We start from the raw sequence: 16,061 nt of genomic DNA, 5'->3' as shown, positions 1-16,061 counted from the left end.
AAGGGGGCCGCCCGAAGGCGACCCCCAAATCATCCGACAGGATGGCGTGATTTACATCATGCCGCCCATGCCGCCCATGCCGCCCATGTCGGGCATGCCTGCGCCGCCGCCGGCACCCGGCTTCTCGGGCTTGTCGGCCACCATCGCTTCGGTGGTGATCAGCAGGCCGGCGATCGAGGCTGCGTCTTGCAGTGCGGTGCGCACCACTTTCGCCGGGTCGATCACGCCGTAGGAGAACATGTCGCCATATTCTTCGGTCTGGGCGTTGAAGCCGAACTTGACGTCATCGCTTTCGCGGACCTTGCCGGCCACGACCGAACCGTCAACACCGGCGTTCTCTGCGATCTGACGCAGCGGCGCTTCCAGCGCCTTGCGGACGATCGAGATGCCGACGTTCTGGTCGTTGTTCTCGCCGGTCAGACCTTCGAGGGTCTTCGCGCCTTGAACCAGGGCCACACCGCCGCCGACGACGATGCCTTCCTGGACGGCTGCGCGGGTCGCGTTCAGAGCGTCGTCGACACGGTCCTTGCGCTCTTTCACTTCGACTTCGGTCATGCCGCCAACGCGGATCACGGCAACACCGCCTGCCAGTTTGGCAACGCGCTCTTGCAGCTTCTCACGGTCGTAGTCCGAGGTGGTCTCTTCGATCTGGTTGCGGATCTGGGCGACGCGCGCTTCGATTTCCGCTTTTTCGCCAGCACCGTCGACGATGGTGGTCTCGTCCTTGGTGATCGAGATTTTCTTGGCGGTGCCGAGCATGTCCATGGTGACCGACTCGAGCTTCATGCCGAGGTCTTCCGAGATCACCTGGCCGCCGGTCAGGATCGCGATGTCCTGGAGCATGGCCTTGCGGCGATCGCCGAAGCCCGGTGCCTTGACGGCCGCGATTTTCAGGCCGCCGCGCAGCTTGTTGACCACCAGGGTCGCCAGCGCTTCGCCTTCGACGTCTTCGGCAATGATCAGCAGCGGTTTCTGCGACTGAATCACCTGCTCGAGCAGCGGAACCATCGGCTGGAGCGACGACAGTTTCTTCTCGTGCAGCAGCACCATGCAGTCTTCCAGCTCGGCAATCATCTTGTCCGAGTTGGTGACGAAATAGGGCGACAGGTAGCCGCGGTCGAACTGCATGCCTTCGACGACATCGGTCTCGGTCTCGAGGCCTTTGTTCTCTTCGACGGTGATCACGCCTTCGTTGCCGACTTTCTGCATCGCGTCAGCGATCTGCTGGCCGATTTCCTTCTCGCCGTTGGCGGAGATGGTGCCAACCTGCGCGACTTCGTGGCTGTCCGACACGTCACGTGCGGCCGCCTTGATCGCCTCGACGACTTTCGCGGTCGCCAGGTCGATGCCGCGCTTGAGGTCCATCGGGTTCATGCCGGCTGCGACCGACTTCATGCCTTCGCGCACGATGGCCTGAGCCAGAACGGTCGCGGTGGTGGTGCCGTCACCGGCTTCGTCGTTGGTGCGGGAAGCGACTTCCTTCACCATCTGCGCGCCCATGTTCTCGAACTTGTCTTCCAGTTCGATTTCCTTGGCAACCGACACACCGTCCTTGGTGATGCGCGGCGCGCCGAAGGATTTGTCGAGCACGACGTTGCGGCCTTTGGGGCCGAGGGTCACCTTCACCGCATCGGCGAGGATGTTGACGCCTTTGAGCATCTTGTTGCGGGCATCGGTATCGAATTTGACGTCCTTGGCAGACATTTATGTCTCTCCTTGACTTGAATTTCGTTGGGATTCAGGTGGCGCACCACCCGGCGACACTCAGGCGATGACGCCCATGATGTCGCTTTCCTTCATGATCAGCAGCTCTTCGCCGTCCAGCGTGATCTCGGTGCCCGACCATTTGCCGAACAGGATCTTGTCGCCGGCCTTGACGTCCAGGGCGATCCGGTCGCCGTCGTCGTCGCGCGCGCCTGCGCCCACGGCCACAATTTCACCTTCCTGCGGCTTTTCCTTAGCGCTGTCAGGAATGATCAGCCCGCCTTTGGTTTTCTCTTCGCTCTCAGTGCGACGCACCAGCACGCGGTCATGCAGCGGTGTAAATGCCATCTTTGCAGCTCCTTGGCTCAAAGTTCTGTTCCAGTCTCGCCTCCCCTTGGAGAGGCGTTAGCACTCACCCTGTTTGAGTGCTAACGGCGCATAGCTAGGCAGTTCACGAAGCTCTGTCAACAAGTGGAGCGGGAAAAAAATGCGCCGGGAAAGCCGGGCGGCGCCGGCCTGTGCGACACGCTTTCCATCTGGGGCCCGGAACGGCCGGATGCAACCATGATGGCGCAAAAGGCGGATGGGCCCCGTGCCGCGGCGCCGATGTGTCCACGCCGCCATAGTGGCTGACGGTATTGCCAGCAAGCCCAACGGATTAGCCGCATCGCGCGCACGGGTTGACGCCGCCGGACGCAGTCGCCACTCTCGAATTTTCATCAGGGGATCCGCGGCATGGCAAACTTTATGATCTCACCCCGGCAGAAGGCGGAATTGGACGGCCCGGGTTATGTCGCCTTTCCCGGCGCCGTGCCGCCGGAACTTCTGGCCCGGCTGCGCGACATGGCCGACCGGCTCGAGGCCCGCGCGCTCGAGGAACATGCCGAGGCCCGCCAGACCGGCAAGGCGGCGGTCTTCGACACCGCGACCGGGCCGGTGCTGGAACGGATCGACAAGCTGCTGGAATGGAGCCCGGAGGAGGTGCTGGACCTGCTGGCCACCCCCGCGATGATGGCCATCGCCCGCGAGTTCTGCGGCGAGACCGCGGTGCCGATGGAGATGGACCTGCTGTACAAGCGCCAGCATCCGAACGGCTATGTGATCTGGCATCAGGGCGCCCAGCATTCGCGGCGCTGGCCCTACCTCAACATCGGCGTCTACCTCGACGACGCCCCGATCGACGATGGCTGCCTGCGCTATGTGCCCGGAACCCAGGGTGACAAGGTCGATATCTGCGCCCTCTCCGGCGAACACGGATGGGACATCCCCGGCTCGGTCGATGTGCCGACGAAGGCCGGCGACATCCTGGTGCAGGACATGATGGTGCTGCATTCCTCGCTGCCCAAGCGCCGCCCCGGCGTGCGCCGCACGATCTATATCGAGATACGGCCCTCGACCGCGATTGTCGCCGACGACTTGAAATCGCAAGACTGGGCCGAGCTGCGGCGCCGCTGGATGGCGCTGGTGGCGGCGCGGGCCGATCCTCTGGACTGGCCGGCAGAGTGGCGCGCCGCACTGCCCGAGGCCGGCCCGGTCGCGGCCGAGGTGGCGGCCATCGCCGCGCTGCACGAGTCGCCGTTGCCGGCGCATTACTGCCATCAGCCGGTCGAACACCCCGATTACCCGGTCCCCGCCGATCTGCGCGAGGCAGGCTAGCGCGGATCAGCCGCCCGGCCCCGCAGCAGCGAGACGGTGACGCTGGCGGCAAAGAGCAGCGCGGCAGCGCAGACGATGGTCGGGCCGGTCGGCGAATCGAGCACAAGTGCCAGCTGCACCCCGCCCAGCACCGCGCCGCCGCCCACCATCGCGGCAATGGCGGCCATGGTCTCCGGCGTCGAGGACAGGGGCCGCGCCGCCGCCGCAGGGATGATCAGCATGGCGGCGATCAGCAACACGCCCACCACCTTGATCGCCACCGCGACCACCAACGCCAGCGCCAGGGTCAGTACTATCTGCTCGCGCCGGGGATCGATGCCGGCCGCCCAGGCCAGTTCGTCGCTGAGCGTCGCGGTCAGCAGCGCCTGCCAGCGCCAGAGCATCAGCCCGATCACCGCCGCCGCACCGCCCCAGATCACCAGAAGATCGGCGCGGCCCACCGCGAGGATATCGCCGAACAGATACGACATCAGGTCGATCCGCACGCCGTCGAGCATCGAGACCGCCACCAGGCCGAAGGCGAGCGAGGAATGCGCCAGCACCCCCAACATGGTGTCGATGGCAAAGCCGCGCCCCGACAGCACCGAAACCGTGGTCGCCATCGCCAGCGCCACGATCAGCGCACCCAGAAAGGGCGAGACCGAAAACGCCAGCGCCAGCGCCACCCCGAGGATCGAGGCATGCGCCGTGGCATCGCCGAAATAGGCCATCCGCCGCCAGACCACGAAACAGCCCAGCGGCGCCGCCGCCAGGGCCACACCAAGGCCCGCCAGCACCGCGCGGACAATGAAATCATCAAGCAGGGTCATTCGGCTGCCTCGGGATTATGGGCATGGTCGTGGTCGCAGCCGGCGTCATGCTCGTGGTCGTGTTCGTGGCGATAAAGGGCCAGCGCCCCGCCGGTGCCGGAGCCGAAGAGCGCGCGATAGGCTGGGGCCGAGGCGACGCTCTCGGGGTGGCCCTCACAGCAGACATGGCCATTGAGGCAGATCACCCGGTCAGAGGCGCTCATCACCACGTGCAGATCGTGGCTCACCATCAGCACCGCACAGCCGATCTCGGCGCGCAGATCCTCGATCCGGCGATAGAAAGCAGCCGCACCGGGCTGATCCAGGCCCTGGGTCGGCTCGTCGAGCAGCAGCAGCTGCGGCTCGTGCAGGATCGCCCGGGCCAGCAGCACCCGTTGCAGCTGTCCCCCGGAGAGCCCGGCCATCGGCCGCGCGCCGAGATCGGCCGCGCCGGCCCGGTGCAGCGCCGTGGCGCGGGCCTCAGAAGAGACCCGGCCGGGCAGCGCGAGAAAGCGCGCCACCTGCATCGGCAGGGTCGGATCGATGTGCAGCTTTTGCGGCACATAGCCGATTCGCATGGCGTCTTGCCGGGTGATCCGCCCCTCATAGGGTTTGACCGCGCCGATCAACGCCCGCAAAAGCGTCGATTTGCCCGAGCCGTTGGGGCCCACAACGGTGACGATTTCGCCCTGTTCGATGGCAAAATCCACATTGCTCAGGGCGGGAAAGCTGCCATGACGGATGCTCACGCCCTGCATCGACATCAGGCTCATTCCGGTGCCGCCTCCCGGCAGTTGGGACACAGGCCCTCGGCTTCGATCACCGCGCGTTCGACGGCAAAGCCCGCCTCGTCGGCAAGATCGCGCAAAAGCGTCATGGCGGGGCGGGCGCGGGTCTCGGCCACGGTGTCGCAGGCGCGACAGATCAGGAAGGCCGGCGTGTGATCGGCGCCGGGGTGGACGCAGCCGACAAAGGCATTGAGCCGCTCGATCTTGTGGGCAAAGCCGTTCTTCACCAGGAAATCCAACGCCCGGTACACCACCGGCGGCTGCGAACCGAACCCTTCGGCGCCCAGCACCTCGAGCAGGTCATAGGCCCCCATTGCACGATGCTCCGAGAGCAGCACCTCGAGCGTGCGGCGCCGCACCAGGGTGAATTGCAGCCCCCTGGCGACGCAATAGGCGTCGGCGGCGGCAACGCCACCGGTCTTGCAAGTCTCGTGATCGTGCTGGTGAAAGCCCACCGGGTCCATATTTTGCCTTTCTGCGTGTTTCGACTTGATACGTAATAACATGCTCTGTATCAAGCGGGAAACGTTATAAGGTAACATACTCCCATGCAGAAACTGCTTTCGCTCTCCTTTTTCCTCGCCGCATCCACCGCCCTGGCCGATGTGCCGCAGGTCGCGACCGATATCGCGCCGGTGCACGGCCTCGTGTCCCGGGTGATGCAGGGCGTCGGCACGCCCGAGCTGATCGTGCCGGCCGGCGCCACGCCGCATGATTTCGCGCTGCGCCCGTCACAGGCCCGCGCCTTGCAGAACGCTGACCTGGTGGTCTGGATGGGCCCGGCGCTCGCACCCTGGCTCGACCGGACGCTCGACAGCCTCTCGCTGGGCGCGGTGATCAACCTCAACACCCGGCCCGAAACCGAGGTTCTGGACTGGCGCGCCAGCTTTGACGACGAACATGAAGACGGCCCTGCCGCGCATGACGACGACGAACCCGACAAGGATGCGCATGAGGACCACGACGAGGAAGACCACGCGGAACATGAGGAACACGGGCACGACGATCTTGATGATCACGACGACCATGATCACGGCGACACCGACCCGCACAGCTGGCTCGATCCCGAAAACGCCCAGGCCTGGAGCCTGCTGATTGCCGAAGCGCTCGCAGCCGCCGATCCCGACAATGCCGCCACCTACCAGGCGAATGCCGCCGCCGCGGTCGAGGAAATCGCCGCCGCCACCGAGGCCGCAGAGGCGCTCTTGGCGCCGCATCGCGACACGCCGTTCCTCGTTTTCCACGACGCCTATCACTATTTCGAAACACGCTTCGACATTCATGCGGCCGGCTCGGTCTCGCTGGGCGACGCCTCGGCGCCCGGACCGGCGCGGGTGCGCGCATTGCAGGACCGCGTCGCCAAGGAAGGCATTGCCTGCCTCTTCGCCGAACCACAGTTCGACCGCGGGCTGATCGAGACCCTGGCCGAAGGCACCACGGCCCGCATTGCCACGCTCGACCCGCTGGGCAGCGGGATCGAGACCGGCGCCGGCTTCTATCCGGCGCTGATCACCACGTTGGCGGAAGACATGGCGGGCTGCCTCAAAGGCTGAGGCACATCAGCCGCGGATCACCTTGGCAAACTGGTTGAAGAGCCGCTCGTTGGCACAGACCACCGTGCGGTCTTCGAGCGGGTCTTCGTCCGGGGTGATCGCTTCGACCAGCGCCCCGGCCTCGCGGGCAATCAACAGCCCGCCGGCCACATCCCAGACCTGCACTTCGCGCTCCCAATAGCCGTCGAAACGGCCGGCGGCGACATAGGCCAGGTCAAGCGCCGCGGCACCCCAGCGGCGCACACCGGCGCAGACCGGCATCAGCCGGCCCAGATCCTTGAGCGTTTCGGGCAAGCCGCGGCGGGTGCCAAAGGGCACGCCGGTGGCAAACAGCGCTTCGGTCATGCCACGCCGGTCAGAGACCCGCACGCGGGTGTCGTTCATCCAGGCGCCGCCGCCCTTCTCGGCAAAGAACATCTCGTCCTTGGCCGGATCGTAGACCACCGCCGAGACAATCTGGCCCTTGTGCTCAAGCGCGATCGACACCGCCCAATGTGGCAGGCCGTGCATGAAGTTCGAGGTGCCGTCGAGCGGATCGACGATCCAGCGACGGGTCGGGTCCTGCCCTGCCGTCTCGCCGCCCTCTTCGCCGAGGAAACCATAGGTCGGACGCGCCTCCATCAGCTCGTCGCGGATGATCTTTTCGGCGGCAATATCGGCGCGGGTCACGAAGTCGCCCGCCGCCTTGGACGAGCTTTGCAGGTTCTCGACCTCGCGGAAATCCTTGACCAGAGACCGCCCCGCCTTGCGCGCGGTTTTCATCATGATGTTGAGATTGGCGCTGCCCTGCATATCCGGCTCCTTCGGGGGTCGCCCTGGCCCGGGCGAAAAGCATCAGGCCGCGCGTATACGCGGCCCGGCCGGGCTTGCCAAGGCCGGATCGGCCGATTGCGCAGCGGGATTACTTGTAGATCACACCCTTGTAGCCCTCGGGCGCATAGGCCTTGGGGGCATGGGCCCGGCGCTTGGCCAGATGCTTGCGCCCGCCCGGCGCATTGTGGAAACGTGCGGTGGTATTGGGCGTGCCACAGCAGATCTCGCCATTGGCCAGCACCGGCTGAAGCCCGGCCGGGCAGAAATTGGCCACGCCCGGATAGGGATAGACCAGGGTCTTGCCCGCCCTGGTGGTGCCGTCACCGGTGTAGATGTCGTTCCAGGCCAGCGCCGGCGCGGGCCCGAGCGCCAGCAAACCGGCAATCAATGTCGCTTTGGTCAAAGTCATGGGATCCCCCGTGTCAGGATGCAATCGCGCAAGAGAATTGTCCCAAGGCTACCCCCTTCCCGCTGCGAGTCAACGAAAGCCTGTGCAACCGCCTGATAAATGTCAGGTTTCTCTCAATGGGTCCGGCGCTGGGGGGTGTCGACCGGATCTTGCGAGTCGCTGAACTCGTCTTCCTCCTCGAGCGGCACGGCATAGGCGCCACTCAGCCATTTCGCCAGGTCGAGATCGGCGCAGCGCTTCGAACAGAACGGCCGGTATTTCGGATCGGACGGCTTGGCGCAGATCGGACAGCTCATGACGCCTCCGGCAAGGGCATGCGCACCCGTGCGCGGTGCAGCTCGTAATGGCCGAGGTTGGTCCAGCCCACCATCGTGGTCTCGACCGCATCGGCCTTCAGCGCGCGGCGCAGCTCGGTCTCGACCGGGCGCCGGTCCTTCTTGGCCATCGGCGCCAGATCGACAACGACCTGCCCGCCCAGGCCCCGCAGACGCAACTGCCGCGGCAGATCGCGCAGCGCCGCCATATTGGCCTTGAGCCCGGCTGCGGGCGACGTATCGCCGCCGGTGTTCACATCCACCGCCACCAGCGCGCGGGTCGGCTCGATATACATGTGACCGGCGCCCTTGAGTGGCACCATCGGGCTGTGCAGGCCTTCGATCAGGTCCAGCACGCCCAGGGCCTCGAAGCTGCCCTCGGCGGTCTCGACCTGCGCCGGCTCGACCCAGTCGCGCCAGGCCAGCACATGCGGCCCGTCGCCTTCGGTCAGCTTTTCCGGCGCGCCCGTCGCATCCGCCAGCACCTGCCGCGCCAGCGTCAGCATGGCGAGGATGTCCTCGGCGATCTCCTCGGCATCCGCCTCGGCGCAGGACGACCGCAGGATCAGCCCCATGTCACGCTCCGGCATCGCCTCATGCGCGATCTCGAGCAGCGCGTCGCGCAGCGCCTCGTCGCGGATCTGCCGCGAGATGTTCAACCCCGGCGCGCCGGGCGTGACGATGGCATGGCGGCTCTTGAACAAAAGCTTCTGCGTCACCGGCACCGCCTTGCCCGGCTCGGCGCTGCCGGTGACCTGCACCAGCAGCGGTTCGCCGGGTTTCAGCCCCTTGACCTGGCGCAGAAAGACCGGCCCGTCGGGCGTCGAGAGGAACATTCCCCCCTGACCCTTCATCGGCCGGTCGGCCCGGGCGCGATAGATCGCGCCCACACGCACGCCCTCGCCGTCGATAAGCAGGTCTTCGAGCCGGCCATCGACCAGCAGCGCCGCCGCCTCGCGGCCGGCGTAATGGTCGAGAACGATCTGGCGGCCCTTCATGCGGCACACTCCCGATAAAGCGGATAGCCCGCCGCTTGCAAAATTCCGGCGGTCTCGGCCAGCGGCAGCCCCATGATCGCCGGGTAAGACCCCTGGATCCACGGGATAAAGGCGCCGGCCATGCCCTGAATGCCATAGCCGCCGGCCTTGCCGCGCCAGTCGCCGGACTGAAGATAGGCGTTCAGCTCCAAATCGCTCAGCCGTTTCATCTTGACCGCGCTGACAACCTCGCGCTCCCAGAGACCTTCGGCGGTCTTCACCGCCACGGCGGTGATCACCTGGTGGCGCCGCCCGCCAAGCTTGGTCAGGAATTCCGCGGCCTCGCCGATATCGGCCGGCTTGCCGAGAATGCGCCGGCCCAGCGCCACCGTGGTATCGGCACAGAGCAGCACCTCGCCCCCGGCCACCGCCAGCGCCTCGGCCTTCTGCCGCGCGATACGGGCGCAATAGGCCCGGGGCAGCTCGCCTTTCAGGGGCGTCTCGTCGATCTCCGGCGCCCGGATCTCGTCCGGCACGACGCCCAAAAGCCCCAGCAGCTCGCGCCGTCTGGGGCTCCCCGATCCCAGGATGAACCTCACGGGAACGCCGGTTACTTGAATCGATAGTTGATCCGACCCTTGGTCAGATCATAGGGGGTCATTTCCACCTGAACCTTGTCGCCGGCCAGAACGCGGATGCGATTCTTGCGCATCTTGCCTGCCGTATGCGCGATGATCTCATGGCCGTTTTCCAGCTCGACCCGAAACGTCGCATTCGGCAGGAGTTCCTTCACGACACCGGGAAATTCGAGCATCTCTTCCTTGGCCATGGTCTCTCCTTTGTTACACACCCCGGCACACAGGCCGGGCGCGCTCTAAATGAGCGCTTGCGGCACGATTTTCAAGGGCTATGTGTGCGAAGATCACGCTTTGTGACAGCTCCCGCGCCCTGCGGCTGCTCCACCCAATGCGCGCGATTGGCCACGACGCCGGCGCGCCGCACGGTCTCCACCGCCCCCTCCGGCACTTCGGCATAGGTCCAGCCCGGCACATTCAGCGCCCCTTCCGCCAGCACCCCGGTCGGCGGGAATCCGAGGTCCGGCGGGCCAAAGACGCCGCCCGCCCCGGTGTTGGTGTCCACCGCCTCGGACCAGGGGCATGCGCCCACTGTGCTCGCCATCGCCACCACGCATTGGCTCTCCAACGCCCGGGCCATCGCCCCGATGCGCACCCGCCAATAACCGGCCAGCGCCTCGGTGCAGGAGGGCACCAGCAGGATGTCGGCCTCGGACAGCGCCCGCCCGAGCAGTGGAAACTCGCTGTCATAACAGATCAAAATGCCGATCCGCCCCAGATCTGTCTCGATCAGGCAGAGCGGATCGCCCGCCGCCACCCCCCAGGGCGCGCGCTCGAAGCGGGTCATGATCTGCTTGTCCTGATGTGCCATCTCCCCCGAGGGCGCGAACAGCCGCGCCCGGTTCACCGGTCGCGCGCCGCCGGCAAAGATCGGCGCCGAGGCGGCGCAGATATACACGTCATGCGCTGCCGCCAGCCGGGCGTGCAACGCATCCGCCGCCGCCACCCGGTCCGACACCGCATGCAGAGAGCACTCCAGATCCCCCGCCACCTCCGGCCCGTCCAGCGTCGCCAGTTCCATCGCGCCATATTCCGGAAACAGCAGCAGCTCCGCCCCCTGCCCGGCCGCCTCGGCCACCCAGCCAGAGATCTTCGCCTCATAATCCGCCCAGCTCTCCAGCACGCCCATCGGATAGGCCGCCGTCGCAAGTTTCACCATAATCGCACCTTCTTCTGGTCAAAAATATCCCGGGGGAGTCGCCCCGGGCGACGGGGGCAGAGCCCCCGACCTCAGATCGCGATATCCAGCGTCACCGGATAATGATCCGAGGCCGTCACCAGCGCCTCGCGCAGCTCCCGCGTGCGCCAGCAGGCCGGGTCGTTGAACGGATGCCAGATCCGCCAGTCCGGCCGCCTGGCACACAGATCGGGCGAGACAAAGATATAATCCAGCAGCGCCTGCAAATAGCTGTCCTGCCCGGCAATGTAAAACCGCGCCGTCGTCGGCTGCGCGCCCAACCGGCGTTGCAGCGCGATGCTGGCATTGGGGTCGTAAAGCCGCGGCCCGTCGCGGCCCTCGCCGCGGATGATCTCGACCGACGAACGGCCGAACAGCGCCTCATATTCATCAAGCCCCGGCCCGTCGTTCAGATCGCCTAGCACGATCAGGCTCTCGCCCGCCGCCAGATGCTCCTCGACCCGCTGGCGCAGCCAGATCGCCTGCGCCAATTGCTTGCGCCGGTTGGCGATCGACAGCCGCATGATCTGATCGCGGGTCTTGGCACCATGCGGCGCCTTGGATTTCAGATGCGCGCCGATCATCCGAAGCCGCTGCCCGCCCGCGGTCTCCACCGCAAGTTCCAGTGGCGGCTTGGAGAACCGCACCCGGTCGCGGCGGGCGTCGAAATCGAGATCGATCTCGAAGGTGCCGTCAAACCGCGGCGCCCCGGCGCTGTCCCGCGGATCGTGACGCACCCGAAGCGCGTCCGGGTCATAAAGCAGCGCGATCTCCTGCTGCGTGGTGTTGGTAAATCCGATCACCGCCCGGCGCGCCCGCAGCCCGAACGTCGCGGCAAAGGTCTCGAGCGCCCGCACCCCGTCGCGGGCCCGGTGACTGTCGGGCGCCTCGATCACCATCACCGCATCGGCATCGAGCGCGGTCAGGACGATCGCCAGCGCCTCGATCTGTTCGCGTCGGGTGACCTCATGGCGCGCCGACCATGCGTCATCGGCCAGCAACCGGCCCGCGTCATCGAACAGCGCGTCGAACCATTCCACATTGTAGGTCGCGATCCGCATCCCCGCCTCCGGCCTCTCCCCACGCACTATGCCATCCCGCGATCTCGCCGCAAGCGCGGCCTTGATCGCCCCCGCCGCGCAGATCTGCGCAAAAACCACGCGCGGCGCCCAAAAGACGGTTTTTCCGCCCGCCGCCGCACCTGGTCTCCCCCTGCGACGGCTTGGCCGGTTGAAAATTCGCCACGCCGACGCATATCCATGCGAAATCATTATTAATTCGGGAGGATTTCGATGCTGTTACGCGCCATCGACCGTTTTTTCAGCCACGAAGCATCGGGAGGCATTCTCTTGATGCTCTCGGCGGTCGCGGCGCTTGTCGTGGCCAATTCCGGCCTTGCCGGGATCTACGACAGCTTTCTCGACGCCCGCCTCGGGCTGATGGTCAATGGTGAGGGGCTCGAGAAACCGGCCATCCTCTGGATCAACGACGGGCTGATGGCGGTCTTCTTCTTTCTCATCGGGCTCGAGCTGAAGCGCGAGATCCTCGAAGGCAAGCTCAAGAACCCGCGTGACGTCATCCTGCCCGGTGCCGCCGCCATCGGCGGCATGGCGCTGCCGGCCCTGGTCTATGTGGCGATCAACTGGGGCAATCCGGCAACGCTGGCCGGCTGGGCCATTCCGGCGGCCACCGACATCGCCTTCGCGCTCGGCATTCTCGCCCTGGTGGGCAGCCGCGCGCCCTCTTCGCTCAAAGTCTTTCTGCTCACCCTGGCCATTCTCGACGACCTGGGGGCCATCGTCATCATTGCCCTGTTCTACACCGCCGACCTCAAGGTGGACTACCTGTTCTCTGCCCTCATCCCTTTGGCGCTGCTGCTGTTTCTCAACTACAAGCGGGTGCACCGGGTGGCCCCGATGATCCTGCTCGGCGCGGTGATGTGGTATTTCGTGCTGAAATCCGGCGTCCATGCCACGCTGGCCGGGGTGATCACCGCCTTCTGCATTCCGATGACCGACAAATGGGGCAAGAGCCCGCTGCATTCGCTGGAACATGGGCTGGCGCCTTACGTGCTCTATTTCATCGTCCCGGTCTTTGCCTTCGCCAATGCCGGCGTGGTGCTTCAGGGCATGAGCCTGTCCGCCCTGCTCGCCCCCCTGCCGCTGGGCATCGCGCTCGGTCTGATCCTCGGCAAGCAGCTTGGCGTCTTCGGGGTCACCTTTGTCCTGGTCAGGAGCGGGCTGACCCGCATGCCGCATGGCGCCAACTGGCTGCACATCTACGGGCTGAGCTGTCTGGCCGGGGTGGGCTTTACCATGTCGCTCTTCATCGGCTCGCTCAGCTTTGACGACGCGCTCCTGATGAACCAGGTGCGGCTTGGCGTGCTCTCGGGATCGCTGGTTTCCGGTCTGATCGGCTATGGCGCACTGATGCTCGCCTCGGATGCGCGCGAAGAGGCCGAACCGGAGGCGGCCGAGGTGGCTTGAGCCAGCCCAGTCGCCGCGCCCGTCACTCGATCTCGTAAGGCAGCACCTTGCGGCTGTCGGGCTGGATGTGCAGCTTCTGCTCGAGGGGCGGGATGGCGCGCTGGTGGCAATGGGTGCGCTCGCAGATCCGGCAGGAAATGCCGATCGGTTCAAAAACCGCCTCCGGCCCGAGGTCGAGCCCGTCGGCGTAGACAAGCTGGCCAGCGTGTTCGACCTCGCAGCCCAGCGACATGGCATAGCGCCGCACCGGTGCGCCGTACCGGCCGCCGCTCTTGGAGATATCGCGGGCGATGGAGATGTACCGCACCCCGTCCGGTGTCTCGGCCAGCTGCCGCAGGAACCGGCCCGGGGTTTCAAAGGCGCGGTGCACGTTCCACAGCGGACAGGCGCCACCAAAGCGGGCGAATTGCAGCCGGGTGGCCGAGTGGCGCTTGGTGATCGTGCCGGCCTGATCGACCCTGACAAAGAAGAAGGGCACGCCCTTGGCGCCCGGCCGCTGCAAAGTCGAAAGCCGATGCGCCACCTGTTCGATCGAGGCGCCGAAACGGGTGGCGAGGCGTTCGAGATCATGCCGGGTCTCGCGGGCGGCGGCGAGGAAGGGGCCATAAGGCATGAGCGCGGCACCGGCAAAATAGTTCGCCAGCCCGATATGGGCGATGGCGCGGGCGGTGTCGGACTGAAAGCGGGCCAGGTCGAGCGTCGCCTGCAACAGCTTGTCCTGCTGCAAGAGCGCCATTTGCAGCAGGAGCTGAAAGTTGCGGGTCTCGGGCGCGGCCCGGTCCGAAAGCGTGACCGTGCCGGTCGCGCGGTCAAACTGGCGCAGGGTGTCGGTGGCGGCAATGCACAGCGTGATCCCCTGCCCTTTCAGCCAGGCCTCGGCGGCGGCGGGCACATCACCGCGCCGGGCAGTGGCGGCGAAATTCTCGGCCGCCCGGTCGACCGCATCTATGTAATTGTCGCAATAGTGAAAGAAGTCGCGCACCTCCTCCCAGGGGCTGAGCTGCAAGCCGCCGCCCTCGTGCCCCAGCGCCGCATCGAGCGAGGCCAGCCGCTCATGGGTCTGGCGATAGGCGCGGTGCAGCTCGAGAAAGGCGCGCGCCAGTGCCGGGGCGTTCGACGCGGTGAGCCGCAGATCGGCCAGCGGCGGCGCACCGGCCTCGTCCTGGTTGAACACCGGATCGGCCAGCGCCTCGCGCATGTCCGAGACCAGCCGCTCGGCATCGCCGGAACTGAGCTCGGTGACATCGAAGCCGAACTCCTGCGCCAGCGCCAGCACCACGGTGGTGCTGACGGGGCGGTTGTTGTTCTCCATCTGGTTGAGATAGGGCAGCGAGACGCCAAGCTTGCCAGCGAAATCCTTCTGGGTCAGGCCCAGCCGCGTGCGGGTTTCCCGCAGCTTGGCGCCGGCATAGAGTTTCTGTGTGGCCATGAGCGTGCCTTTGCGAATTTGCGTCGCGCGCAGGCTAGCTTTGCAAATCCAGCCGAGCAAGGTGCCACGCGGCCGCAGATCCCCTGCACCGCCGGATCAGACCATCCCCAGCCGCCGTTCGCGCCGGATGACCAGGGTGATCGCCGCCATGCCCAGCAGTCCGGTGAGCAACATCAGCCACAGCAGCGGCCACGGCCCGGTGCCGGGTTGCAGCAAAACGCCCGCCAGCGCCGAGAGCCCGGCGCCGCCGCCGATCATGATCGCCCCGCCAAGCCCGCTGGCGGTGCCCGCCAGATGCGGCCGGACCGAAAGCGTGCCGGCGGTGGCATTGGGAATGCACAGCCCGTTGCCGAAGCCGACGAATGTCATGAAGCCGAAGAAGCTCAGCGCCGAGCCGTGGCCGGCGGCAAAGACCGCCATCGACAGCAGCAATCCGACGGTGTTGGCCCAGCAGCCCCAGAGGATCATGCGGTTGATCCCGACCCGGACCGAGAACTTGCCCGAGATACCGTTGCCGATCATGTAGCCCACCGCCGGCGCGCCGAACAGCAGGCCGAGCAGCGCGGGGTCGAGCGAAAACACCACCGATCCGACAAAGGGCGCGCCGCCGAGATAGGCAAAGAACGAACCCGACGAAAAGGCCGCCGCCAGGGCATACCCCCAGAAGCGCGGCGCGCGGATCAGCTCGGGGTAATCCCGGAACTGCCGCAGTAGGGTCTGACCCGACCGCATCTTGGTCTCGCCCAGATCGCGCCAGGCCAGCCAGAGGGTCGCCAGCCCGGTGACAAAGAGCAGCCAGAACGAGGCCTTCCAGCCCCAGAGCTCGTCGAGAACCCCGCCAATCATCGGGCCGATCATCGGCACCACCGCCATGCCCATGGTGACATAGCCGATCATCGAGGCCGCCTGATCCTGGGGCACCATGTCGCGCACCACCGCCCGGCTCAGCACCATTGCCACCACCACGGCGGCCTGGGCCATGCGGCAGATCAGGAAAATCGTGACATTGGGGGCAAAGATGCAGCCCAGCGTCGCAAGGACAAAGATCACCAGCCCGCCCAGGATCACCGGCCGGCGGCCCATCTGATCCGACATCGGCCCGACGACAAGCTGAAGACAGGCGTTCACCCCAAGGTAGATCGCGACCGAGAGCTGCATCAGCCGGTAGTCGGTGTCGAAATAGGCGGTCATCCCCGGCAGCGACGGCAGGAAGATGTTCATCGCCAGAGCCGCCATGCCAGCAAGCAGGATCAGCGTCAGGATATGCGGCGGGGTGGTTCGGTCAAGAAATTTGACCACGGGGGAAACAGCCATGAAAAAGGCTTACGCCCG

Annotated in this window: 18 protein-coding genes; 3 read left to right on the top strand and 15 right to left on the bottom strand. The window is 66.2% G+C overall.

What is annotated here, in order from left to right:
* Window positions 1-51: 51 nt before the first annotated feature.
* Window positions 52-1,704, bottom strand: a complete 1,653-nt coding sequence (gene groL / locus AC0J5K_RS03240; protein ID WP_048529903.1) for a chaperonin GroEL — start codon at window positions 1,702-1,704, stop codon at window positions 52-54.
* 60 nt (window positions 1,705-1,764) lie between these two features.
* On the bottom strand, window positions 1,765-2,052 hold the full coding sequence (gene groES, locus AC0J5K_RS03235; protein WP_048529901.1) for a co-chaperone GroES: 288 nt from the start codon (window positions 2,050-2,052) through the stop codon (window positions 1,765-1,767).
* 387 nt (window positions 2,053-2,439) lie between these two features.
* Between groES and AC0J5K_RS03230 the strand changes: the two genes are divergently transcribed.
* On the top strand, window positions 2,440-3,360 hold the full coding sequence (locus tag AC0J5K_RS03230; RefSeq protein WP_274565656.1) for a phytanoyl-CoA dioxygenase family protein: 921 nt from the start codon (window positions 2,440-2,442) through the stop codon (window positions 3,358-3,360).
* On the opposite strand, the gene AC0J5K_RS03225 is transcribed toward AC0J5K_RS03230, so the two are convergent.
* From AC0J5K_RS03225 to AC0J5K_RS03215, 3 genes are read right to left on the bottom strand one after another with little or no spacing between them, the layout of a single operon-like run.
* Window positions 3,357-4,169 carry a metal ABC transporter permease gene (locus AC0J5K_RS03225; protein WP_274565657.1) on the bottom strand — a complete coding sequence of 271 codons (813 nt, stop codon included), beginning with the start codon at window positions 4,167-4,169 and terminating at the stop codon, window positions 3,357-3,359. The two genes, AC0J5K_RS03230 and AC0J5K_RS03225, sit on opposite strands and share 4 nt — an antisense overlap.
* On the bottom strand, window positions 4,166-4,921 hold the full coding sequence (locus AC0J5K_RS03220) for an ATP-binding cassette domain-containing protein (RefSeq protein WP_048529895.1): 756 nt from the start codon (window positions 4,919-4,921) through the stop codon (window positions 4,166-4,168). The genes AC0J5K_RS03225 and AC0J5K_RS03220 overlap by 4 nt, the downstream gene beginning before the upstream one ends.
* Entirely contained in the window at window positions 4,918-5,400 is a 483-nt protein-coding gene (locus AC0J5K_RS03215) for a helix-turn-helix domain-containing protein (RefSeq protein WP_274565658.1), read from the bottom strand. The genes AC0J5K_RS03220 and AC0J5K_RS03215 overlap by 4 nt, the downstream gene beginning before the upstream one ends.
* A gap of 84 nt (window positions 5,401-5,484) precedes the next feature.
* Between AC0J5K_RS03215 and AC0J5K_RS03210 the strand changes: the two genes are divergently transcribed.
* Window positions 5,485-6,489 carry a zinc ABC transporter substrate-binding protein gene (locus AC0J5K_RS03210; protein ID WP_274565659.1) on the top strand — a complete coding sequence of 335 codons (1,005 nt, stop codon included), beginning with the start codon at window positions 5,485-5,487 and terminating at the stop codon, window positions 6,487-6,489.
* Window positions 6,490-6,495: 6 nt separating this feature from the next.
* Here the strand turns inward: AC0J5K_RS03210 and AC0J5K_RS03205 are convergent, their stop codons facing one another.
* The 8 genes from AC0J5K_RS03205 to AC0J5K_RS03170 form a co-directional block, all read right to left on the bottom strand.
* A complete protein-coding gene (locus AC0J5K_RS03205; RefSeq protein ID WP_074834372.1) occupies window positions 6,496-7,281 on the bottom strand; it encodes an inositol monophosphatase family protein in 786 nt (261 codons plus the stop codon).
* Between the two features lie 109 nt (window positions 7,282-7,390).
* Entirely contained in the window at window positions 7,391-7,711 is a 321-nt protein-coding gene (locus AC0J5K_RS03200) for a hypothetical protein (protein WP_274565660.1), read from the bottom strand.
* A 113-nt stretch (window positions 7,712-7,824) separates the two neighbouring features.
* On the bottom strand, window positions 7,825-8,007 hold the full coding sequence (locus AC0J5K_RS03195; protein ID WP_048529886.1) for a DNA gyrase inhibitor YacG: 183 nt from the start codon (window positions 8,005-8,007) through the stop codon (window positions 7,825-7,827).
* Complete coding sequence (locus AC0J5K_RS03190; RefSeq protein WP_274565661.1) at window positions 8,004-9,023, bottom strand: ribonuclease E/G; 1,020 nt, start codon at window positions 9,021-9,023, stop codon at window positions 8,004-8,006. The genes AC0J5K_RS03195 and AC0J5K_RS03190 overlap by 4 nt, the downstream gene beginning before the upstream one ends.
* A complete protein-coding gene (locus tag AC0J5K_RS03185) occupies window positions 9,020-9,601 on the bottom strand; it encodes a Maf family protein (protein WP_048529882.1) in 582 nt (193 codons plus the stop codon). Before AC0J5K_RS03185 ends, AC0J5K_RS03190 begins: the two co-directional genes overlap by 4 nt.
* Window positions 9,602-9,612: 11 nt before the next feature.
* On the bottom strand, window positions 9,613-9,831 hold the full coding sequence (gene infA, locus AC0J5K_RS03180; RefSeq protein WP_011455993.1) for a translation initiation factor IF-1: 219 nt from the start codon (window positions 9,829-9,831) through the stop codon (window positions 9,613-9,615).
* A gap of 71 nt (window positions 9,832-9,902) precedes the next feature.
* The gene (locus tag AC0J5K_RS03175; protein ID WP_274565702.1) at window positions 9,903-10,793 is read right to left on the bottom strand and encodes a carbon-nitrogen hydrolase family protein; all 891 of its coding nucleotides are present in this window, start codon (window positions 10,791-10,793) and stop codon (window positions 9,903-9,905) included.
* Window positions 10,794-10,867: 74 nt separating this feature from the next.
* Window positions 10,868-11,875, bottom strand: coding sequence for an endonuclease/exonuclease/phosphatase family protein (locus tag AC0J5K_RS03170; RefSeq protein WP_274565662.1), 1,008 nt, complete (start codon window positions 11,873-11,875; stop codon window positions 10,868-10,870).
* A gap of 231 nt (window positions 11,876-12,106) precedes the next feature.
* Here AC0J5K_RS03170 and nhaA point away from each other — a divergent pair, with 231 nt between their 5' ends.
* Window positions 12,107-13,300 (top strand): Na+/H+ antiporter NhaA, encoded by a 1,194-nt coding sequence (gene nhaA, locus AC0J5K_RS03165; RefSeq protein WP_074834364.1) that lies wholly within the window; start codon window positions 12,107-12,109, stop codon window positions 13,298-13,300.
* A 22-nt stretch (window positions 13,301-13,322) separates the two neighbouring features.
* Here nhaA and AC0J5K_RS03160 read toward each other — a convergent pair whose 3' ends face one another.
* Both AC0J5K_RS03160 and AC0J5K_RS03155 read right to left on the bottom strand, forming a co-directional pair.
* Window positions 13,323-14,729, bottom strand: coding sequence for a helix-turn-helix domain-containing protein (locus AC0J5K_RS03160; protein ID WP_074834363.1), 1,407 nt, complete (start codon window positions 14,727-14,729; stop codon window positions 13,323-13,325).
* Window positions 14,730-14,825: 96 nt separating this feature from the next.
* Window positions 14,826-16,043 carry a multidrug effflux MFS transporter gene (locus AC0J5K_RS03155; RefSeq protein WP_274565663.1) on the bottom strand — a complete coding sequence of 406 codons (1,218 nt, stop codon included), beginning with the start codon at window positions 16,041-16,043 and terminating at the stop codon, window positions 14,826-14,828.
* Window positions 16,044-16,061: the final 18 nt, after the last annotated feature.

This window comes from Marinovum sp. E3, from assembly GCF_055755275.1.
Note: the sequence above shows the minus strand (reverse complement) of the source record. Positions and strands in the feature narration are given on the sequence as shown.